The organism is uncultured Aquimarina sp. (genome assembly GCF_947496855.1).
Lineage (GTDB): Bacteria > Bacteroidota > Bacteroidia > Flavobacteriales > Flavobacteriaceae > Aquimarina.
The window spans coordinates 681,630-704,475 of record NZ_CANMED010000002.1; the positions used below are offsets into that span (position 1 = coordinate 681,630).

The 22,846-nt window shown below is 34.3% G+C and carries 17 protein-coding genes; all 17 read right to left on the reverse strand.

All coding sequences use genetic code 11. From position 1 onward, the window contains the following. Window positions 1–43 precede the first annotated feature (43 nt). Window positions 44–589: a DUF420 domain-containing protein gene (locus Q0921_RS08945; RefSeq protein ID WP_299255973.1), complete on the reverse strand. Its 546-nt coding sequence runs from the start codon at window positions 587–589 to the stop codon at window positions 44–46. Further along, window positions 582–1,316, reverse strand: coding sequence for an SCO family protein (locus Q0921_RS08950; RefSeq protein ID WP_299255974.1), 735 nt, complete (start codon window positions 1,314–1,316; stop codon window positions 582–584). Before Q0921_RS08950 ends, Q0921_RS08945 begins: the two co-directional genes overlap by 8 nt. 3 nt (window positions 1,317–1,319) lie before the next feature. Beyond that, complete coding sequence (locus tag Q0921_RS08955) at window positions 1,320–1,973, reverse strand: hypothetical protein (protein ID WP_299255975.1); 654 nt, start codon at window positions 1,971–1,973, stop codon at window positions 1,320–1,322. Window positions 1,974–2,078: 105 nt separating this feature from the next. Continuing rightward, a complete protein-coding gene (locus Q0921_RS08960) occupies window positions 2,079–2,435 on the reverse strand; it encodes a cytochrome C oxidase subunit IV family protein (protein ID WP_299255976.1) in 357 nt (118 codons plus the stop codon). 23 nt (window positions 2,436–2,458) lie between these two features. Beyond that, window positions 2,459–3,442 carry a cytochrome c oxidase subunit 3 gene (locus Q0921_RS08965; protein WP_299255977.1) on the reverse strand — a complete coding sequence of 328 codons (984 nt, stop codon included), beginning with the start codon at window positions 3,440–3,442 and terminating at the stop codon, window positions 2,459–2,461. A gap of 48 nt (window positions 3,443–3,490) precedes the next feature. Continuing rightward, on the reverse strand, window positions 3,491–4,072 hold the full coding sequence (locus Q0921_RS08970) for a cytochrome c oxidase subunit 3 (RefSeq protein WP_299255978.1): 582 nt from the start codon (window positions 4,070–4,072) through the stop codon (window positions 3,491–3,493). After that, entirely contained in the window at window positions 4,063–4,965 is a 903-nt protein-coding gene (gene cyoE / locus Q0921_RS08975) for a heme o synthase (RefSeq protein ID WP_299255979.1), read from the reverse strand. Before cyoE ends, Q0921_RS08970 begins: the two co-directional genes overlap by 10 nt. Before the next feature lie 214 nt (window positions 4,966–5,179). Next, window positions 5,180–5,923, reverse strand: a complete 744-nt coding sequence (locus Q0921_RS08980; RefSeq protein WP_299255980.1) for an energy transducer TonB — start codon at window positions 5,921–5,923, stop codon at window positions 5,180–5,182. Between the two features lie 109 nt (window positions 5,924–6,032). Then, entirely contained in the window at window positions 6,033–6,779 is a 747-nt protein-coding gene (locus Q0921_RS08985) for an energy transducer TonB (protein ID WP_299255981.1), read from the reverse strand. A 110-nt stretch (window positions 6,780–6,889) separates the two neighbouring features. After that, a complete protein-coding gene (locus tag Q0921_RS08990; RefSeq protein ID WP_299255982.1) occupies window positions 6,890–7,615 on the reverse strand; it encodes an energy transducer TonB in 726 nt (241 codons plus the stop codon). Between the two features lie 159 nt (window positions 7,616–7,774). Then, complete coding sequence (locus Q0921_RS08995; protein ID WP_299255983.1) at window positions 7,775–8,143, reverse strand: VanZ family protein; 369 nt, start codon at window positions 8,141–8,143, stop codon at window positions 7,775–7,777. A 10-nt stretch (window positions 8,144–8,153) separates the two neighbouring features. Continuing rightward, window positions 8,154–8,534, reverse strand: a complete 381-nt coding sequence (gcvH, locus tag Q0921_RS09000; RefSeq protein WP_299255984.1) for a glycine cleavage system protein GcvH — start codon at window positions 8,532–8,534, stop codon at window positions 8,154–8,156. 164 nt (window positions 8,535–8,698) lie between these two features. After that, window positions 8,699–15,877, reverse strand: a complete 7,179-nt coding sequence (sprA, locus tag Q0921_RS09005; RefSeq protein WP_299255985.1) for a cell surface protein SprA — start codon at window positions 15,875–15,877, stop codon at window positions 8,699–8,701. A 5-nt stretch (window positions 15,878–15,882) separates the two neighbouring features. After that, complete coding sequence (gene ruvA / locus Q0921_RS09010; RefSeq protein WP_299255986.1) at window positions 15,883–16,464, reverse strand: Holliday junction branch migration protein RuvA; 582 nt, start codon at window positions 16,462–16,464, stop codon at window positions 15,883–15,885. Window positions 16,465–16,590: 126 nt separating this feature from the next. After that, entirely contained in the window at window positions 16,591–18,906 is a 2,316-nt protein-coding gene (locus tag Q0921_RS09015; protein WP_299255987.1) for an NADP-dependent malic enzyme, read from the reverse strand. Between the two features lie 140 nt (window positions 18,907–19,046). Beyond that, window positions 19,047–20,990, reverse strand: coding sequence for a trehalase family glycosidase (locus Q0921_RS09020; protein ID WP_299255988.1), 1,944 nt, complete (start codon window positions 20,988–20,990; stop codon window positions 19,047–19,049). A 14-nt stretch (window positions 20,991–21,004) separates the two neighbouring features. Further along, window positions 21,005–22,723, reverse strand: coding sequence for a sodium:solute symporter (locus tag Q0921_RS09025; RefSeq protein ID WP_299255989.1), 1,719 nt, complete (start codon window positions 22,721–22,723; stop codon window positions 21,005–21,007). Window positions 22,724–22,846 lie beyond the last annotated feature (123 nt).

Sequence of the window (22,846 nt, forward strand, 5' to 3'; positions counted from 1 at the left end):
AAGCTAAATATAAGAGTTGGCATGACAAATTAAACCTCTAACGTTAACTATAGTATGGAGATATCATTACATATACAACAACACCTGATATCGCCACATATAACCATATAGGAAACGTAATTTTAGCTATTTTACGATGCTTATCAAATCTTTTTGATAATGCTCTAACATAAGTTACCAAGACAAAAGGTATAACAACTATAGATAATATTATATGCGTTATCAATATAAAGTAGTATATATAACGGACAGTTCCTTCTCCTCCAAATTTAGTAGAATCGCTTGTCATATGATATGCTACATACATCACTAAAAATAACACTGAACATGTAATCGCAGACTTCATTAAATTTTCATGTAACTTAATCTTCTTGTTCTTAATTGCCCAAAACGCTGCAAGAAGTATAACCGCTGTTAATCCATTAATACTAGCATAAATTGGTGGCAGAAAAGTAAGTGGTTCTACATCAAAACCTAATTTACGGAGGTTTACACCAAATAAAACAGCTACTGCCAAAGGTATTCCTATAGACAATATAACGATCCACTTGCTATATTTACTTTCTATATCGGTAGTATCCTTACTCATTTTCTTTTAATAATTTTTTGATATCCTCTAATAAGATTGTGATTTGCTCTTCTTCTCCGTTTTCATCTTTTCCTTCTTCAACCCCTATCGTACCTCTATAATATATAATTGGATTTCCAGAGGCATCATAGCGAGATCTAATATACCCTTGCTGATCAATTAAGGCGAAGTATCCATTATGTTCAAAACCACCAGGAACTTCAGGGTTTTCTGCTGCATAAATATTAAAGCCAGCATTGGCTAATTCATATAAATCTTCTCTATCTCCAGTTAGTAGATTCCAATCAGGATGAGTAATCTCATAATTTTCCGCATATTTCTTAAGTATACGTGGTGAGTCACGTTTTGGGTTAATGGAGAAAGAAGCTACTCCAAAATTCTCATAATTCTTAAGTTTATTTTGCAAATACACCATATTACTGGTCATTTTAGGACAAATAGTAGGGCAACTTGTAAAGAAAAAATCAACTACATATACCTTTCCCTTATAGTCGTGATTGGTAATTAGCAAACTATCTTGATTCAGAAATGCAAATTCGGGAACTTTTCTAGGTTTCCCATTAATCTTTATATAAGATAGCTTTTCATTAGCCACAGGATTATCTGCACTCATCCTATCATTTTTAACAATAGAAGTATCCTTAACTCTATTAACAATTTTAGGAATAAAAATAATCCCAAAAATCAATATAACAAATGATATACCTACGTATGAATACTTCTTCATTTTCTATTTTTCTTTACGGTCTGCTTTATATTTTTTGAGTGCTAGACGGTATTCTGCCAGAACAACTTTTACATCATCTACCATAACATTATTAAGATCCCCTACCGAACTAGTATCATAACCATATATCTTTTCTTCGTTTTTCTCCAAATTCTCTTCTCTCCCCCTTAAATCGCCTTCTTTATCAATTATAAACACATAGTTAGTGGCTATTCTTTGATCTAATGTGTAAGGAGTTCTTAGTCCTTTAAAAAAACGCTGAATGCTCTCTGGAGTTCCAAAAATAAATTTCCATCCTGATACATCCTCTATAGTATCCAATTCTTCTAAGAGTTCTTTAGCAGCATTCTCACTTCCATATGGTAAAATCATTACAAATTGGAAATCTCTGAACTCGTAGTTTTTTTTATAAATTTTTTGATTTAGATTAAAAGCATTCCCTTTTTTATTATAAATACCTTCTCCAAAAAAACCTAATATTGTAATCTTATCTTTTAAAGTAACACGCTCTCCTGTTAGACTTTCGAAGCTGTCGAGATTACCTATAGATTCTTTTAAAACAGGAAGTTTAGAAAAGTTATCTACCGCTGAAGCAAAAAACAAATACATTACTATAGGCAGTATAAACAGTATTCCAAGAACTAAAAACTTTTTCATTAAATCATATACTTTACTTCATGTACAAAAATAAAAAAGACGGCTGAAAACAACCGTCTTTTACTATCTTTTATTATGCTTTTAACTTATCCAAAAAGGTTACATTTAGAAGTCCCAGCTTTTGTGTCCAGATTTAAACACTTCATATATATAATCTCCTTCTGTTAATAATATAAACATTAAGTAGCAAATTAGAAATATTGCTGTCCATACCACTGCTCTTCTCAATCCTTTAGTTTCACCTTCCATGTGCATAAATGCCCAAGTAATAAGATATGCTTTATATAATGTTAGTATGATGAAGAACCAGTTCAGTAATTTCATACTAATAAAAGTAGCCATCATAAAATCAGGCTTCCATATTCCAAATATCACTTCAACAATAGTAACAAGTGATAAAATGAAAAAAACTTTCCAGATTCGTGATATATTAGATTCGTGATGTACTGTATCGTGTGCCATATTATACTAAAATTCTTTTATTATTAAACCAGGTAGAAAAATGTAAATACAAATACCCAAACTAAATCTACAAAGTGCCAGTAAAGACCGACCTTTTCTACCATTTCATAGCTCTTTCTTCTCTCGTACGTTCCTATTATCACATTAAAAAATATGATAATATTAATTACAACTCCAGATAGTACGTGAAATCCGTGAAATCCTGTAATAAAAAAGAAGAAATTTGCGAATAACGGTGTTCCGTATTCATTATGTACTAAGTTAGCTCCTTCCACAATACCAACAGCATCTGTATTCAACTTTCTTAAGGATTCTTCTCTGGACAATATTGTTTTTTCTCCTTTATCCGTAAGTATTTGTGTTCTTATCAAAAGATCACTTCTTTTTGAAAAGCCTGCTCTTACTTCTTCTACGGTATACGTCGGTAACGTACCTTCTGAGTCATACCAAATTCCTTTTTTGCTTTCGTGCTGCACTCTTTCTTTATGATCATCCATAATAGCAATATCGTGCAATGCAACTCTATGTCCTTCGGCATCTACGAACTGTAATATCTGACCACCTTTAGTCTCTACAGCACCATATTCTCCTTTGATAAAGTTTTTCCACTCCCAAGCCTGTGAACCTACGAATATTGCTCCTCCAATAATGGTAAGAAACATATAAAGAATTACTTTCTTTTGTTTCATATGATGACCTGCGTCTACTGCTAGCACCATAGTTACAGAAGAAAATATCAATATAAACGTCATCAATGCTACATAATACATTGGTGCGTCCACTCCGTGAAGGAACGGAAAGTGATTAAATACTTCATCGGCTATTGGCCATGAATCGATAAACTTAAATCTTGAAAAACCGTAAGCAGCAAGAAACCCAGAGAATGTAAGCGCATCAGACAGGATAAAAAACCACATCATCATCTTACCATAACTCACCTTGAGCGGTTGATTACCTCCACCCCAAGTTTTACCTTCTGTACCTGTGTTAGTAACAGTTGTTTCCATATATAGAATTTGGTATTGTTAAATTTTCCACAAAAGTAATCAATTTTATTATCTCACGAAATATAAAAATAAAAAGAGATAAACCCATAAAACATCTACGAAATGCCAATACATAGCACCCAGTTCTAAACCAAGGGTTTGCCCTCTTTTATACTTTTGTTTAAAATGATTATAAATTACGACTAAAAGCACTATTAGCCCGACAATTACGTGAACTATATGCAATACTACTATGATATACAAAAAAGTAGGCACAATATTAGCGGACGGTCCTGTAAAATAATATCCCTGTGCCATGATATCTTCAAATCCCTGAAATTGCATAAATACAAACAAGATTCCAAGACTCAATGTTGTTAATAATAAAATAGTTGCTAAGCTTCGATTTTCTTTTTCAATTGCTTTTTTTACAAAGTAAAAAGCAATACTACTAGTAATAATAACTAAAACACTTGCTATGAAAGCATCTGGAAAAACAAGATCAGTCAACCAGTCTTCCCTGGTTTTACTTACCACATAAGCACTGGTAAGACCAGCAAATGTCATGGTCATACTGACCATAGCAAACCACATCATGGTTTTTTTTGCTCTTTTCTGTTTTTCGATTGTTGTTCCTTGCGTTAAATCCATGCACGAATAAATTTATCTGCAACATAAATAATTTGCAGCAATGTAATGTAAGAAACACTTGCCAGCATCAATTGTTTTGCTGTCTTAGCATCTCTCACTTTATACAAGCGGATTGCATATCTAAATAAAAACCCACCAAGTATTAAAATTAAAATTCCGGAAACCGGAGTAATATATAATTTACCAGTAACACCAAACACTGGTATCAATGAGGTAATCACTGTCCATAAAGTATAAATGATCACTTGGGTAGCTGTTCCTTTATCTCTTTTGCCGGTAGGTAACATAAAGAAACCTCCTTTTTTATAATCATCAAACAAAAACCAGCCTATTGCCCAAAAATGTGGAAACTGCCAGAAAAATTGAATCATAAACAAAGTGCCCGGTTCTATACCAAAATCATTTGTTGCTGCTACCCATCCTAACATAAATGGTATTGCTCCAGGAATAGCTCCAACGAAAACTGATAAAGGAGTTTTAGTCTTTAATGGAGTATATAGACTAACATATATGAAAATTGAAATTGCCCCAAACATAGCTGTTTTAGGATTTATAAAATATAGTACAGAAATCCCAAAAACAGTAAAAACAGCTGCAATTGCAAAAGCGGTATTCACAGACATCCTACCTGACGGAATTGGTCTATCTTTAGTACGATCCATCAAAACATCAAGATCACGTTCTATAATCTGATTAAAAGCATTAGATGCTCCAACCATAAAATACCCTCCAATTGATAAAAGAACTAGTGTACTCCAAGAAATAGTATCAACTCCTAATAAATAACCAGCCACGGATGAAAAAACTACACTTAACGCTAATCGCATTTTAGTGATCTCTTTAAAATCCTGAATCACAGAAACTTTGGCTGTATCGACTTGGGTTATACTCAAATTTTGCACGTTAACTAAATAGCTTTTTTAAAAAGTGGTGCAAAGATATGCGTTAAAAGCATTTTAGACAACTTATAACTATTTATAATTGCCCTTTTAACAACTGTTATAGCTAAAAAATAAGTTTAAGCATAGTTTCGCCACAATTTCAACTGTTAAAAACACAATAGTTATCAAAGTAAAAACCCAGCTAAAAATAGCTGGGTCTTATCACTTAATCCTGAATCTTAAAAACAATCGGCAGTTGATATACCACATCAACAGCTTTACCCCTTTGTTTTCCAGGAGTCATTTTTGGAAATGTTTTAGTTACTCTAATAGCTTCTTTTTCTAAAGCTTTATGAGCCGCTCTTGCCTTAATATTTTGAACTGTTCCATCTTTATTAACCTCGAACTCAACACTAATTCTTTGCCTTCCGGTTAACCCATACTTTTCGCCTAAGCTCGCATTAAACTTATCTGTAACCCATCTATTTATTTTCTCAGAAAAACAGGCTGCCTTTTCATCATTGGTTTCCAAATTCTCGCACCCAGGAAAAACAGGAACACCCTCGACTGCTATAAACCTCACCTTTTCTACTTGAGCAGGATCCTCAATATGATCTAATGAATCAATGTTAAATGGAACAATACCTGCCGAAGGTTTATTCAAAAACTCCTTATCTAGTGCACTTAACTCTTCACCTTTTTCAATAATCTTGAATTCTTCAGGGGCTTGATTTTGCTTCTCTACTTTTTCTACGACCACTTTCTCTTTCGGCTCAACATACTCCTTAAAATCTCCGTTCCAAGCAACGGTTTCTATTGGATACTCAAAAGGTTCTTTACTTAGTCGAACTACTGAAACAGAAGTATACATCTCGAACATTACAAAAGCGAATAAAAGGCTTGCTATAAGCCCAATCTGAAAGTTTACCAATGTACTTTTTCGTACATTAGCGTCATGCTTGTTACTCATACTATTTAGTTTTAACGTTACAATTAAAATCTGGATCAACAAGCATACCAAAAAAGAATCCCGTATACGTTTATCGTAACGGGATTCTAATATTTTAAATAATTTATTTTTAATTCTGAACTTTAAACACAATTGGTAACTGATATTTTACCGTTACAGGTCTCTTACGTTGTTTTCCTGGGGTCATCTTAGGAAATAAGCCAATTACTCTTTCTGCTTCCTTTTTAAGCTTAGGATGCGGAGCTCTGACTTGTATATTCTTAATAGTCCCATCTGCAGCAACGTCGAATAAAGTATAAATCCTTTGCACACCTTCTAAACCGTAATCTCTTCCTAGATCAGTATCAAACTTCTTAGAAATGATTTTACTGATTTTCTCAGAAAAGCAAGCTGCTCTTTCTTTATTGGTTTTTAAACCTTCACAACCAGGAAAGATTGGCACATCTTCCACTATAGAAAACGGAACATTTGTAAGGATTTCCTCTTCCTCATCATCCACAAGAGCATCTGGGTTAAATGGCTTAGACTCAACTGGTGGTTTTTCGCTCTTAAACTCATTCGTCAAATCATCAATAGCCTTATCATCTTCAACTACTTCAAATTCTGTAGGATCTGGGATTGGCTCAGGTCTTTTTTGCGCAACCACTTTTTGCTCAGGTTCCTGATAGACTGCAAATTGTTCATTCCAAATAAGAGATTCATCTTCTAAGACTATTTGTTTATCCAAAGTCTTATCAATGGGTTCTGAAGTATACACTTCAAACATTACATAGGTAAATAATAGACTTGCTATAAGTCCAATTTGAAAGTTTACCAATGTGCCTTTTCGCACATTAGTTTCATGCTTGTTACTCATATCATTTAGTTTTAACGTTACAGTTAATTCTAAACACAACAAGCATACCAAAAAAAAGAATCCCCTTTGCTTTACAACAAAGGGGATTATAATATATAAAAAAGTTTTGCTTAATCCTGAACTTGAAAAACAATAGGCAAAGAATACAGTACACCTACTGCTTTTCCTCTTTGTTTACCGGGAGTCATTTTAGGAAGCATTTTTATTACTCTTTGTGCTTCTTTCTCTAATCTTGGGTGTGGACCTCTAGCCTGAACTCCCACAATATTCCCGCTTCTATCAATCTTAAAACGAACGTATATTCTGTTCACTCCAGAAAGACCTAACTCACTTCCTAATTCTGTATTAAACTTACGGTTAACGAACTTCTTAACCTTATCACTCATACATTTCTTTTTTGCAGTATTTCCAGCTTCTTTTTCACAACCAGGAAAAACAGGAACATTTTCAATTACAGCGAAAGGTACATCGGCAATTTCTTCGTCTTCTTCTACGTCTTCTACTTCTTCAACTTCAACAATTTCTTCTTCCTGATTAGTTTCAGTAGATTCTATAATTGTTTCCTCTACTTCTTCTTCATCTTCTACAACATCGATAATTTCCGGCGCTGGTGGTGGAGGTGGTGGAGGTGGTGGAGTATTTAAGTTTTGAGTAATAGGAACTTCTTCTTCCTCTAATTCATCAAGATTCACCTGACCTATGTCGATATTACTTCTATCATAGGTTTTCCACTCTATACTTTGCCATGTAACAAATAAAACTACAATTAGTCCAAGTTGTAAAAACAAGGCACTTTTTTTGGTCAAATCTGCTTTCGGATTTTTCTTTGGTTCCATATTACAATGTTATTATATGATTGCTAAAATAGCTAATTTCTTTGGTATTTTCCAACTAATAGTAAAAATGTAAAACAAAAAATACAATTTTTAACTTTTAGCGACTGTAAATTATGTTGTGATTATCAACAGCTAATCTAATATTCTCACTAATTAACTTTACTTTATTCTTAAGTTAACCAGCTTATTTTTAAGTGTTTTCAAAATAATTAAAGCAAAAATAATGCCACTAGTATTTGCTAATACATCATACCATTCTGGACTTCGATAACTTGTTAGTACCGCCTGAAGGAATTCCATCAAAATCCCAAATAAGAAACTTAAAACGGATGCCCAAATTAAACTTTGAGAAAATTTCTTGTGTAATTTTTCAGAATAAAAGAAAAACAAAAACAGAACCATTGTAAAAACAAAATATGCCAACAAATGTCCTATCTTATCACTTCCTTTTACATTAACATTTAAAGGAATAAAAACTTTAGCCAACGACAACCATCCAATCAAGCTAGTATATACAAATACCAGCAAGAGCAAATATTTATGCACCAATAAGTTCCTTATAGCCATCTGAGGATAATAGATCATCAACTTGAGAGACATCAGCTATCTTAATTTTAACCATCCATCCATCTCCGTATGGATCACTGTTAACTAGTTCTGGGTCACTCTCCAAAGTTTCATTAAATTCAGCAATCTCTCCGGTTAAAGGAAGAAATAAATCTGAAACTGTTTTTACAGCCTCTACAGTACCAAAAACTTCTTCTTGTTCTAGTTCTTCACCAACGGTTTCAACTTCTACATAAACGATATCACCTAATTCACTTTGCGCAAAATCAGTGATCCCTACTGTTGCTACGTCTCCGTCAATTTTGATCCACTCGTGGTCTTTTGTGTATTTTAAATCTGAAGGAATATTCATCCGAAAAAGTATTTATAAATTGTTATTATTTAGAAGACGAAAATAAATCTATTTTATCAGATTTTAGAAAAACTATATCAAAAATTATTAAAAATTAATTATTAACTAGTTTCACTTATAAAACTTCATCAAAATTACTACTAGTATCGAACCCCTAGAGATTATTAATTTCCAAAATTATATCTTAGTGTGAAACCGCCACGAATTGTAGTCTGCGGGAAAGCCGTGGAAATCGAGTACTTAGAAAAGGTATGATCATAAAACAGTAATGCCGTTAAATTTTTACTTAACGCATAATCCGTAGTAAACTTAATCCCATAAATATCTTGTCCAGCAGTAACTTGAGTATTTTCAATATCCAAATACCTTATAATAGTTTCATTTTGACGAAGTGACAAATCTGCTCTAAAATTAAGATCACTCTTTAAAGTGGTCTTTTTACCAGCAATTCTAGTCACAAATGTTAAATCCTGAACTCTATAACCAAGACCTATGATATATTCATTTCCTTGAATCTCTGTGAGCAAATTATTATCAAAACTTAACGATAACGCTCTATCTTTTTTCCACTCTGCCAAAATTTTAATTGAATTCTTCATCTCCATATCCAATCGTATCAATGGACTAAATTGCTCTGTAAGATTTATATTGGCATACAATTCAGGGTTTTTGAAATTATCTCCCTGATCTAATTCATCTGGATTATTTGGGTTATACTCAAGATTTGCTCTAAATTGATTAATGGTATAATTTGCGCGATATCCGTGAGCCATAGAAAACCTTTTAAATCGCTTCTTAAACCATTTAAAGTTCATTAAACCTGTATATTTAATATCCCAATTAGGTAGCGGAACATCTCTAAAAGCTCCTTTCTGAACACTTTCTGCATTTGCACCTGTGTATGCAGCAAGAAAAGCTGGTAAAAGTACCGCTTGATTTGTCCTTCCATATCCATTAGGAAAACCATCACCATCTGAATCCTCTGTAACACCCCTCTCTAATGCCAGACGTCTTGCAATCACCAACCTATTTTCTCTAAACTCATCAAAAGTTTCAGAGTTAAATTCATCACTTTTCGTAAATGCAGTTCCGATCAATAAGGTAGATATTGTATAATTACCAAAAGTATTCGGTGTTAACGATTGATATTCTAAATCATTATTTACATCTACCTTATAATTCTCTGTAAAGGTTTCTGAATAATTTCTATTTGCACTAATATCAATTTTAAGGTCTCTTAGTAAATCTACAGAAGCTTGTATATTAAGCTGCCTGCCTTCTACTTCTCTATATTGTTGATTAAACTCTTGATACAATGTTAGCCACCCATTTCTTGCCGCTAAATCTCTTATTTCTGATTGACTCCCAAAAGTAAAACCAACTGTAGGTTTTAATGTCCCCACAAATCCAGGCTCTCGTAAATACCCTGGTAAGAAAATACCATTATCCTGTTGGTAATTAATATTTACTTTCTTTATTGCAGTAACTAAACCTATTACCGTATTTAATGTTTTATCAACTACTGTTAGCTTACTGGATTTCTTTTTAACCCTCTTCTTTTTAGTATCAGCCAAAGCTGGTTTGGATGCATCTTTTGCTTCCCCTTTCTTATCAGTTTTCTTTTTCTTAGCCCTATTTCTCCCTGGTTTTTTCTTAGTCAGACCAACATATTTATATAGCGTACTCATATCTAATGAACCGTTAACGGTATGCACATTTGCATTCTGAATGGTATTTCCTAAATCAGGTATTCCCTCTAGATTTTTTAAAGCTTCACTTCCCTTGGTCCACTGAAAATCGGCAGAATATGAATATGTTGCTCTCATAAACTTAAACAAAGGAATCTTATTGAAAGGAATTTCATAGTTCACCTGTAATTGTTGACTATGAAAGTTAGGGTCTCCCACATCAAACAAACCACTCCAAACACCAATTGCTTCATTTACAGTACCATCATCATCAATAAAATTCTTAACGATTCGATTATTAGCAGAATTAAAACTAAAATTAAGAGACTTTGTTAAATTATAATTAATACCATATTGCCAATCAAACAAGAAATTACGCTGTGTAAGTGCAGGCAGCCCAATATCTTCTGGACCCAACGTAATGTCTCGAAAAATTTGTTCATTAAATTGTCTTGTAATATTAGAATTAACTGAAATACTTGTTGGCAACAGATTAAAATTAAAGTCTTTTATAAGATTGAAGTATTTACTTTTTCCTAATAGTTTAATCTTTTTAAAAGGCTCAACTTCTTTAGGCTGAAAACTAAAATCATAAGTCCCTCCTAAACGCACACTCTGATCTAAAGATTTCTCTATCTCAAAATCTCTATGATCTGTTTGATTATAGGTTCCAGAAAAAGCAAAATTTTCTACATCATAAGGCATTGGCTTGCCATCTCCTGTTCTATCTTTTCGAAGTCCTATAACATTAAAACTTTGTCGTTTCGTATAATCAGTTGACTGTTTTAAAATCCTATCTTTTTCATCAGCGTCAGTTTCGCTATCTAATCTATCTTGTAATTCAATATCCAAAAACTCAGGATCATACTGGGGTGTTATTAATTCCTCTCCTCTAGTATAATTAAATGGAACTTGCAATCCCCATTTTTTAGGCAGTAGTTGTCCTAAATTTACGTTTGTAGTAAGATCATATTGTTTAACATCCTCAATGCTACGTTCATTTGGTCCTTGTTCTATCCCACCGAAACCAATGGTACTTATTCTACCGGAAGCACTTACTGTAGCAAAATCAGCAACATTTGCATCTAAACTACCAACAGCAGCCCAACCGCCTTGATTTTTAAGATCACTCAAACGCATCTCATTAAACCACACCGTACCGGATTCGTTAGAAGCACTTACATTCTTGATCCCTACCATCATAATCTGCACATCGCCAAAATTAGGATTCCCCTTCATACCCACTCGCAAATTATTCGGCCCATCAAAAAAGTTTAGATCTGCATTATTCAAAGAAGCATCTCCTATCACAGTAGCTTTCACTTCTTGAAGAAATTCTAATGGCAGATTTAACCTATTAGCTTCTGGCCAAACAACATCAGGGTTCCTGCTAGTTACATCATCCGTTACTTCTAAAGGCAACTCTATCTGATAAAAGTTATTTGTAAAATCGTTCCCCATTCTAATAAAAGCAACCAACTCTCCATCCCCCAACGTTGTCTGTCCTGGGAGATTTTCTGCGTGTAAAAACATTTCAAGGTTTTCATATTGGCGCATATCAACATTAAAACTTTTATATACACCTCGCGAATCATTTGTCTCAAGATCATTAACGGTTAATGCTAGCGACCTTTCATCTTCTCTAATTGTTGTATTATTGTTAATCAACTCCTCCCTTTGTACTCCTGGAGGAGTTACATAGTTAAGCGTCTCTTCACTACTTACAGAAGTTACGATCACTTCGTTACCATTAATATTCAATCCACTTGTCGGGTCATTTGTTGTATTACCCGCCTGCACATATCTTCTATAATCTCCTCTTACCAAATCTAATGTAGCAAACCTTAAAATAGTTGGCTGATCAAAATCAGTTACTACCATTCTCATAAAACGAATAGACCGAAAATCATTTTCTCCTATATTCTCTCTATCTGTTGGTTCATATATAGGAACCTTAAAACGAACCCATCTATATCCGTGAGTTTGCCCATTAAGTACAGTTCTAACATCTTCCTGCACATCAGTAATATATCCCGTTCCACGATCATCACCAACATCCATACCGGGAAAAATAGGGATTTCATATTCATAATAGCTATCAATCGTATTCATCGTATTATCACGATTTACATCTTCTGCAGTCGGAAAAGTAGTATTACCTCGATCATCATTAGCCACGCTGGTAGGAGAGTTTCCTTGAGCTCCATTATAGTCATTATAACGTTCTACAATATTCCCTTCGGCTTGAAGATAATATGTATAATTATCATTAGAAGGATCATCTTCGCTTTGAAAATTAGAAAATTCAGGCTTTAATTTTTCCTGAGCATCCGTCAAACCATCATAACCAGCATCCTGGTTTAATCTTGCTTCTCCTTCTGTATCAAATGCATAAATCAAGGATTGATTCACAGGAACTTTACCATAATCCGTTGAAAATGTATCCTCATCAGAGCCGTCAGCAGGAAGTCCATTTTCATATTGCTTTCTACCATCTTTTAACACATCTTCACTGATGTTTCCTAAATGAAAAATTATGGTTCCATCTGTAGACTCTGTAAGTGAGCTTTCTCCTCCTCCTGGATCAAAAAATGGATCCATTAACCAAAACTCTATAAACTCTACATTTGATTGTTCGAAATTAGTCGAGGTTAATTGCCTCATAATTCCACCAAAATTACCTTCAGGATCTGGTAATGTATTACCCGTAGCGTTATCATTAAAGTTATAAGGACCACGTTCAGAAGGTCTGTAATGCAAATCTAATGGAAACAATGATAATGTCTGACCTGGTGGCCTATCTGTTTCAGGAAAAATCTCGTCTATAAAAACTCTCCTTGACGCATTGAATTCCACATCCTCGTCAGTTACGCCACTAGGTCTAGAGTTACTATAAAAAATTGGGTCAACCGTATACCAAGACAGGTCTGCTCTTCTGAATCCAGATTCAATTCCTGGACTTACTACAGTTTCATTTGAATTATTTGAACCAAAACCAATAGGCACACTAGAGAGTTCCCAGGATAAGGCAGAACTGACATCAATTTGTGTTTGCGCACCTTCAAAATCATCAATATAGGTCGTTACCTCTCCTCCAAAATCGGCTCCTTTAGGCGCTCCGGCAATAAGATATGCACCCTCTGCTCTAACTGAAACGTTGGAAGGAACATCTGTATCAATATTAGGTAGTTTATTTACCATTCTGGTAAGAAATGGCACCTCTGTAGAATAGTTAACATTAAAACCTAATAACGTATTATTAATAGGTTCAAAATTATAACTGGATTTTTGAGTAATTGGTCTTTCATTAAGATTCAAATACGTACCACCTATAATAAAATCATCACTAAATTTATGCTCAACATTAATCCCTGTAAAACGTTTGGTTTGTTGACCAAATACTGCATTATTCTCTGTCGAAACCTGAATAGGGGTATTTGAAGACAATAAAGCTTCATCTAAAATATTAACTCGCCCTAATTGGTAATTTACTGTATAATCTACACCTTCTTGTAAAGTTCTTCCACCTGCAGTAACTGTTACCGATCCTTGTGGGACATTAAAAGCTCCTAACGGAATCCCATCTTGCCCTGAAGACTTATATCGTCCCTTTAATTGAAAATATTTATTATCCGCTCCTTGCTGTTCTGCAATTATTTTAGTTTCTGTATATAGTTCCCTGAAAACATACCTGCTTTGATTTTCGTTATAACTACCAGGAGTATCATAGTCATTAGGATTTGGCGCACCATCATTGTCTAACTTATTAAAAAGATGCTGTCCAAAAGGCTCTACCGTTGTAAAAATAACTCTTCCATTTTCTGGATCGATTGTCAATCCCGGAACATAATCAAAGAAACCATCTCCAGCACCATCTGCTCCCTGCACCGGATCATTATTGGGGTTTAATCGATCCATATTAAAAACTGTTAGCAACCTTGTCTGCTCAACATCATCTGGCAATGGCGTAGCAGAACCCTCTGCCTGAGTAATATAATTAACAGGAGAAGGGTTTGCATATACTATATTCAGTCTAAAATCTTGGGAATCTAATCTAAAAGCCCCTGTATTATAGATGTTTTTCATCATTAAATCCCATATTGGAAGATCAACTCTAAATATTGGACTTTTAAGCATTTTTACAACCAAACTATTACTAGATCCAGATTGAACACCTCCACTAGTATCATCGCCTATTGTTGCATCTACACCATCATTTGCAAATTCTCCAACCTGATAAACGCTTCCGCCTTCAGTGTATTGAAAAGCAACAGCCAAAACCTCATCGTTATTTAGCTTTTGATTTAAAGATATATATCCTAATTGTGTATTTAATGAATATTCATTTTGATTTAATTGTCTGGCATTTTCTAAAACTGCATAATCTTCTCCTTCTCTAAAACCTGCAATAGCTCCAGTAAAACTTTGTTGAACAGTAGAAATCTGACGTACAGCATTAGAAATCGAACCTGTACCACCAATAGCAGAAGGATCCAAATCATTATTTCCATTGGCAGGAAAAGACCCTGCAGGTCGATTAAACAATGAAGTTGGTATTGTGAAATTTCCTTCTATTGGGGATTCACCAAGATCTTGCAACGCTACAATATTTCTAGCATCTGTTAATGTTTGTGCACTTGTAGCTCTATTTGTTACCCAAACCTCAATCCGTGTAATCTGTATATTGTTGTTTATAAAAGGGTAATTTTTAAGAGCGTCATCATATGTATCTCTAAAAAAGTGAGATAAAAAGTAGTGCCTATTATCATCGTACTCCCAAGCATCAATTTCAAAATCCTCGACTGTTCCCCCTCCTTCTACATTAACTGATCTTGTTTCTGATCGCTGTTCAGAATACACTGCGGTAACACTCGTTCTACCAAACTGTAATCCTAATTTTGCGCCAAAAAGACTTTGTGACCCTTGAATTAAAGAATTATTTATTGGCATTGTTACGTTACCAATTTCTATGCTTCTTATGATATCATCTTCTGTAGGCGTGTACTCTAGCTTTATCTGATTTTGAAAATCAAATGTAGACTCAGTATCATAATTGGCTGTTATCTGAAGTCTTTTACCAACTTTTCCTAATAAACTTAAACTAATTCTTTGATCAAAATCAAACGTAAAATTACTTCGATTCCTAGGCGAAAAAGCGGGGTTATCTTGTTTAGTATATAAGATTCCTAGATCCATTTCTACAGATCCTTGCGGGATTATCTCGATTTCGTTTCCACCAAAAACAGTTTCGAAAAAGCTAGAATTTACATAGAAAATAGGAAGAAGATTTTTACGTTTTTCCTCGCTCCCATCTGCTTTACCACTAAAAGCGCTTATTTTTTCCTTAAAATAATCTCTTCTCTGTTCCTCTTCTACTAGCGCCTCGAACTCTTCTGGAGTTAGAAAAAGAGGATATTTAACATTAAACGACCCCAACATTTCACGATAAATATAACGATTAGTGATTGGATCGTATTCGTATTTCGCTACTATACTATTAGGGTCCGGAAGTGAAATCTCACCGAGAGAATATGTAGTACTTGTAGAATCACGTACGGTTTCATTTTCCTGACCAAAAACCCCTCCTCCGCAGAGTACGATTAAACAAACTAGTCTTTTTAAAAATTTAAAATATAAGGAATGTAATGAACTCAATGTTTTTATAAATTTTTTAGTGCTTGTTTAATAATATTTTCTACTGTTTCGGCTGGGCTAACCTTTAGAATTCTGTCGACAACTTTTTCTACTTGTTTTCTATTAAATCCAAGGGTTTCTAAAGCTGATAACGCTTCATCTTTGTTAGTATTGTTTTGAGATACAGAAAGTTCATCAATATTATAAACTTTAAGAATTTTATCTTTTAAATCAATAATCAAACGTTGTGCAGTTTTTGCACCAATACCTTTGATCGATTGTATCGTAGCGACATCATTTGACGCAATTGCATCTTTAATCTGATCAGGATGTAATGAAGACAGCATTGTTCTAGCGGTACTAGCACCAATTCCTGAAACCGAAATCAAAAGTCTAAAGATTTCTCTTTCTGATTTCTCTGCAAAACCAAATAGTGTATGTGAATCTTCTTTTACTTGCAGATGTGTATATAGTTGTATTACCTCCTGATCTGATAATAAAGAGAAAGTATGTAATGAAATATGAAGAATATACCCCACTCCATTGCAATCAATTATTACATCGGTAGGATTTTTTTCTACAAGTCGCCCCTTGATTTGTGTAATCATTAGTTAAATGAGTGTTAAGCATCCAAAAGTAATAAAATTATACTACAATACAGTTTAAAAAAATAAGCTTCAAAAACTTATTATTTTCGAAGCTTATTAAACTATTAAAATGTTGTCTGAATTTAATTACTGCACGTCACCAGAAATTAAAGAAAACATCTCTTTCTCTCTTTTTTCTTTTTCCTGAGCATCTATCACCGCCACTGCAGCAACATTCACCATTTCTTCAACGCTAGCACCTAATTGGAGAATATGAACAGGCTTTTTCATCCCCATCATTATGGGACCTATAGATTCTGAATTATTTAACTCTTTTAGCATTTTATATGTACTATTAGCAGAATCCAAATTAGGAAAAACTAACGTATTCACCTTACGCCCATTAAGTTTTGAAAACGGGAATTTATCTTTCCGCATATCTCTATTTAAAGCAAAGTCCATCTGCAATTCTCCATCTACAACCAGATCAGGATAATAACGATGTAAATATGAAACTGCATCTTTTACTTTAGAAGCATTTGGATGCTTTGATGATCCAAAATTAGCATAAGATATCATTGCTATTACAGGATCAACTCCAAACATCTCTACTGTTCTTGCTGTCATTTGAGCTATCTTAGCTAACTCTTTAGATGTAGGATCAATATTAATAGAAGTATCGCTAATAAAAAGAGGGCCTTTATTGGTCATCATTACATTCATTGTAGCAATTCTGGTAGCTCCTTTTGCCAATCCTATAAGCTCTAACATTGGTTTTAACACCGTAGGGTAGCTTCGAGAATACCCGGACAACAATGCATCTGCATCCCCCTCGTTAACCATCATAGCGGCAAAATAATTACGCTCACGCATCAATCGTTGTGCCCCATAAAGTGTTATTCCTTTTCTACTATTATCTTGCCAATACTTCTGAGCATATCTATTTTTCCTATCAATTTCCTCATCTGTCTTAGGGTCAATAATAGTAATCCCAGCAGGATCAAAATCGATCTCCTTCATCAACTCTGTAATAATATCTTTTCGCCCTAATAATATAGGAAAAGCAATTCCTTCTTCTTTTACTGTTTGTGCCGCTTTTAAAACATCCAGATGATCTCCTTCTGCAAAAACTACTCGTTTAGGACTTAACTTAGCTCGATCAATTAACAATCTTACTAACTTATTATCATTACCCATCCGCTCTAATAGCTCACTCTCATATTTATCCCAATCTTCTATTGGCTCTGTGGCAACTCCACTTTCTATAGCCGCTTTAGCAACTGCTGGAGGTACTTTTGCAATTAATCTTGGATCAAAAGGTTTTGGTATAATATAGTCTTTCCCAAAATTAAGTCGCGTTTCTCCGTATGCAATATTTACTTGCTCAGGAACTGGTTCTTTAGCTAAATCCGCCAAGGCTTTAACAGCGGCCATTTTCATCTCTTCATTAATAGCTGTTGCTCTAACATCAAGCGCACCTCTAAAAATAAATGGAAAACCAAGTACATTATTAACCTGATTAGGATGATCACTTCGACCCGTAGCCATAATAATATCCTTTCGCGTTTGCACCGCTAGATCATATCTGATTTCAGGATCAGGATTTGCCATAGCGAATACAATAGGATTATCTGCCATTGTCAATAACATTTCGGGCTCTACTAGATTAGCCATGGATAACCCAATAAAAACATCTGCATTTTTCATTGCATCTTCAAGAGTATCAAGATCCCTATCACTTGCAAATTCAGCTTTTTCCGGAGTAAGGTTATCTCTGTCCTTACGGATCACACCTTTACTATCGGTCATTACTATATTTTCTGCTTTTGCCCCAAAGGCTTTATAGAGGCGCGTGCAAGAAACCGCTGCTGCTCCAGCTCCACTAACAACTATCTTTACTTTGGCGATATCTTTTTCTGCAATTTCTAGAGCATTTAACAGTGCAGCTGCGGAGATAATAGCTGTTCCATGTTGATCATCGTGCATAACAGGAATATCTAACTCTTCTTTAAGGCGCCTTTCTATTTCGAATGCTTCAGGAGCTTTTATATCTTCTAGATTAATTCCTCCAAAAGTTGGTGCAATATTCTTTACTGTTTCTATAAATGCATCCACATCTTTTGTGTCCACCTCAATATCAAATACATCAATATCTGCAAAAATTTTAAACAATAATCCTTTCCCTTCCATCACAGGTTTTGATGCCTCAGGACCAATATCTCCTAACCCCAAAACTGCCGTACCGTTTGATATTACAGCTACCAAGTTCCCTTTTGCGGTATACTTATAAACATTTGCTGTATCTTTTTCTATTTCTAAACAGGGTTCAGCTACTCCAGGAGAATATGCCAATGACAAATCTCTTTGTGTTGCATATTTCTTTGTGGGTACTACTTTGATTTTACCAGGAGTAGGTTTTGCGTGATAAATTAATGCTTCTCTTCGTTTACTTTCGATACTCATACTAAATCAATAAAAATTGTGTGCTATACAAAGGTACAAGTCTGTGCGAGATGCAAAAGGCAAAACACAGTAATCTTCAAAAAAATTAAAACTTCAGAAAACTATCTGTCTTTTTGTGAATTATATTATGAATTCAACACCTAATCAGTCTTTTTACTGAAGATATTATCAGGGTCTACAAGTTTATCTAATTGAGATTTCAACTTTTCATCTAAAAAACTTAATCCCAACTGATACGATGCATTCATCCATCCAAATCCACTTGGCGTGATATAATCAAACTCTGTACCTACATTCCCATACTCAGCATAAACCTTATGTGTGCATTTTACAACATCATATTTCTCAGGAATAGTTCCATTATAATTAACTGCATTTTTTGTTATCATCCATAACCAGCGATATACAAGTTCTTTTGCTTCTTCTTCATATCCATAATCAATAAGACCTCTCCAAATCATCATTTGGTGTGGCGCCCAACCGTTTGGATAATCCCATTGGCGTTGTGGCGCATTAGGATCTTCTTGATTAACAATATCAGTAGTCGCAGCAATACCGCCTTTCTGAACTAAATTATCGAACAAACTTTTTACCAAAGATGCAGCCTGTTCTTTAGTACTTAATCCTGCCCAAAGTGGATAGTAATTGGTTGCAGATTCTATTTTTTGTTTTTTCTTGGTTACAAAATTATAATCATAGAAAACTTCTTTTTCTGTATCCCACATCAAATCATTCATCCGTTTTTTCCTCTCTTCTGCTTTAGCTAGCCAAAAAGAAGAAGTATATTCTTTAGTACCTACTTCGAATTTATCCTCAAAAACCTCTCTAATCAAATAGGCGATATCCTGTTCATATTTATATAATAGACTATTTATCCCGACAGTATTTAGATTTACACAAACATCATCCAATCTATTGGATGTATCGTGACCACTTTCTCTCATAGATCGATCATGGGTAAAATACAAATCAAGTTCCGGATCCTTTATTTCGCCAGTATTATACTTTTCTGAGAACTCCTTTAGACTACTGCTATGGTTTTTTGCATATTTATTCAAAATAAAATCAAAATGACCCTGTTCGGTTTCAGGCGGAATACCAATCCCTTCTCCATAAAAACGACTTAATCCAGTATTTGTTAGACGCACTCCTTGTTCCATCCATACTGTTTCATATTCTTTAATCACCATTCTTAGATTAGCTGCTATCCAATCTTTAGAAACTTGAGAATTCTGTTGATATATTTCTTTCAGCAAAGAACTAAAAAAAGGTGGTTGTGTTCTGGTGAGATAATAACTTCTATTAGCGTTCAAAATCTTCCCATAATGTTCGATTTGATACCCAAAATTATCTGCCATAGACATAGCAAGGTCAGCTCGTCCATCAATTAACAATCCTACAGATTCGAAATAACTATCCCAACCATACATCTCGTTAAACCTTCCTCCAGGAACTACAAATGGTTTGGCTTGATACTGTCCTTTATTATCCGTAGTGTGGGCTAAATTTAAAATACCTGGAATTTCATTAAGTGTCTTCACATATTCTGGTGTAATATCTTCCGGCAGTGTTATCACTTTAAGCTTAGGAATTTCTGATTTTATAGATTCGAAATACACAATAGCTTCTCGATCTTTATAAGGCACATACAATCTAAAAGTATCTGTCTCGGATTTAGTGTCTTCTAACACTTTTGCTAACCCTGCTTTATCAACCGATCTTGTGAGATTATCCCAGTATCTAGTTTTTATTAATCTTGAAATACGATTACTTGGAGATTCAGCAATTCTATCTAAAGAAATCGTATCCTCTTTTTCGGCAATTGCCAATTCCTGAAGCAAATTAGACAACTGATATGTTCCTTTTATTTGATTCGCTTTTCCATTAGCCTCAATAAACTCAAATTGCTTTGGTCCTTTATCATCTACTGTAATTTTTTTATCTCCATCCGTATCTTCCTGTTGGATCAACCTATCCAACGTTTCTTGGTGACCTAAATATGTTATCTTCTTCTCATTTTTACAATTGATAACCAATAAGGCGGATAAAAGGATCGTGAAATATTCAAACTTAAAATTTCGCATATTTAATTATTTAATTACCAGAAAAAGCCAACCAGTAGCGCAGTAACTATTAACAATATTACAGATAAAATTCTATAATTTTTATACCAAGGCAATCCTGCAAGCTCGTTAGACTCTTCTGTAAACATTTCCTTTTTATAGGTATATTCCAAAATTTGTTGTTCTGATTGAGGTTTTGTAGATAAACTTACAACAACATGCACGATCAAACTTATCACGAAAAGCACATTAGCTTTAGCTAAAAAATGAAGCTCATTGAGCTCTGCAATAATTTCATATTTAAGAGATAAAATCATAAACAAAGCACAGGCGCCTCCTATCAATAAACTTATAAAAGCACCGTTACCATTTGCTCTTTTCCAAAACATACCTAATAAAAATGCTGCAACAACCGGGGGGCAGGTGAACGCAATTACCAATTGCAAGTATCCCCAAAGAGAATCACTTACTTTTTCTATCACCGGCACCCATAAGGATGCTAGAACTACCAAAATCAATGTTGCAATTTGGCCAACACGAACCAATTGTTTACTTGTCATATCAGGCCTTAACTGTTTCACAAAATCCATTGTAATTAGTGTAGAAGCGGAGTTAAATGTTGCAGAAACGGACGACATCATTGCCGCCATCAACCCTGCTACTACCAATCCTAACACCCCAACTGGTAACAATTGAAACAATAAAACTGGATAAGTTAAATTAGGACAATCTGAAAGATTCTGACACATCGTCCCATCCGGTAACGGGTAATTTAATCCCGAAATATCCAATGTACTGAATAGTAAAAGTGCCAGTACCCCAGGAACAATCATAATAAAAATAACTGGTAACTTTAAAAACCCAGCAAACAAAGCTCCCCAACGTCCATGATTTAAATCTTTTGCTCCCAGTACTCGTTGTACCATAAATTGATTATTAGCCCAAAAGTAAAACCCAAGAAGTGGTACTCCCGTGAGTAATCCCCACCAAGGCATAAATTCATCATTATCTGGTCTAACGAGACTAAATACTTCATCGGCATTTGTAGGCATATATTTCCCTTCAGCCATACGATCTCCAAAATTCACTTCTCCTGCGGCTAACATTATATCTAACTTATTCATCATAGCCGACCATCCTCCTCCGAGCTTATCAAACGCAAAATAAGTTAATAAACAAGATCCTATTATTAGTAAAACTGCTTGTATCACTTCTGTTTGGATTACAGAGTTTAACCCTCCGGGAATTGTATATGCGGCAGCAGCGATTGCTAATCCAATAATAATAATAGTTGATGACGTATCAGGAAATAACAATTTTAGCACAATACTACCAACATACAATCCTGCAGCAGTATCTACCATTACGTTACCTACAACCGTAATAAAAGAAAAATAATACCGCGTCCGCTTATCATATCTTCTCTCCAAAAACTCTGGCATTGTATATACTCCTGATCTTAAATAAAACGGAAGGAAGAAAATTGCAAAAAAGATCAATACTACCACAGCATACCACTCATAGTTATATACATTAATATTCGTTTGATACGCATCTGAAGCCAAACCCACTAAAGTAGAACTAGATATATTCGCAGAAAACAGTGCAATCCCAACAATCGGCCAGGTCATTGTTCTTCCACCCAAAAAATAATCTTCTGAACTGCTTCGTTTTGATTTAGAAATTCCATAGATAATAATACCAACTAAATACACTACAATTACAGTAATGTCGATATAAGATAATTCATTCATGTGTGAAATATTTAATGCTTTTTATAATTTTAGCTTCTAAGAAATCCTAGATCCAAAAGCAACATGAGTTAAAATTGCTTAATTTTTTAGCTAAAAACCTGATGAAGATACAAGTTTCTCTTA

What these genes read in the sequence shown, in the direction of transcription:
- Q0921_RS08955 (WP_299255975.1), bottom strand. Translation starts at nt 1,973, where the DNA reads ATGAAAAAGTTTTTAGTTCTTGGAATACTGTTTATACTGCCTATAGTA.
- gcvH (WP_299255984.1), bottom strand. Translation starts at nt 8,534, where the DNA reads ATGAATATTCCTTCAGATTTAAAATACACAAAAGACCACGAGTGGATC.
- Q0921_RS08950 (WP_299255974.1), bottom strand. Translation starts at nt 1,316, where the DNA reads ATGAAGAAGTATTCATACGTAGGTATATCATTTGTTATATTGATTTTT.
- Q0921_RS08980 (WP_299255980.1), bottom strand. Translation starts at nt 5,923, where the DNA reads ATGAGTAACAAGCATGACGCTAATGTACGAAAAAGTACATTGGTAAAC.
- Q0921_RS09020 (WP_299255988.1), bottom strand. Translation starts at nt 20,990, where the DNA reads ATGCGAAATTTTAAGTTTGAATATTTCACGATCCTTTTATCCGCCTTA.
- Q0921_RS08990 (WP_299255982.1), bottom strand. Translation starts at nt 7,615, where the DNA reads ATGGAACCAAAGAAAAATCCGAAAGCAGATTTGACCAAAAAAAGTGCC.
- Q0921_RS09015 (WP_299255987.1), bottom strand. Translation starts at nt 18,906, where the DNA reads ATGAGTATCGAAAGTAAACGAAGAGAAGCATTAATTTATCACGCAAAA.
- Q0921_RS08970 (WP_299255978.1), bottom strand. Translation starts at nt 4,072, where the DNA reads ATGGATTTAACGCAAGGAACAACAATCGAAAAACAGAAAAGAGCAAAA.
- Q0921_RS08960 (WP_299255976.1), bottom strand. Translation starts at nt 2,435, where the DNA reads ATGGCACACGATACAGTACATCACGAATCTAATATATCACGAATCTGG.
- Q0921_RS08965 (WP_299255977.1), bottom strand. Translation starts at nt 3,442, where the DNA reads ATGGAAACAACTGTTACTAACACAGGTACAGAAGGTAAAACTTGGGGT.
- Q0921_RS08985 (WP_299255981.1), bottom strand. Translation starts at nt 6,779, where the DNA reads ATGAGTAACAAGCATGAAACTAATGTGCGAAAAGGCACATTGGTAAAC.
- Q0921_RS09025 (WP_299255989.1), bottom strand. Translation starts at nt 22,723, where the DNA reads ATGAATGAATTATCTTATATCGACATTACTGTAATTGTAGTGTATTTA.
- Q0921_RS08945 (WP_299255973.1), bottom strand. Translation starts at nt 589, where the DNA reads ATGAGTAAGGATACTACCGATATAGAAAGTAAATATAGCAAGTGGATC.
- ruvA (WP_299255986.1), bottom strand. Translation starts at nt 16,464, where the DNA reads ATGATTACACAAATCAAGGGGCGACTTGTAGAAAAAAATCCTACCGAT.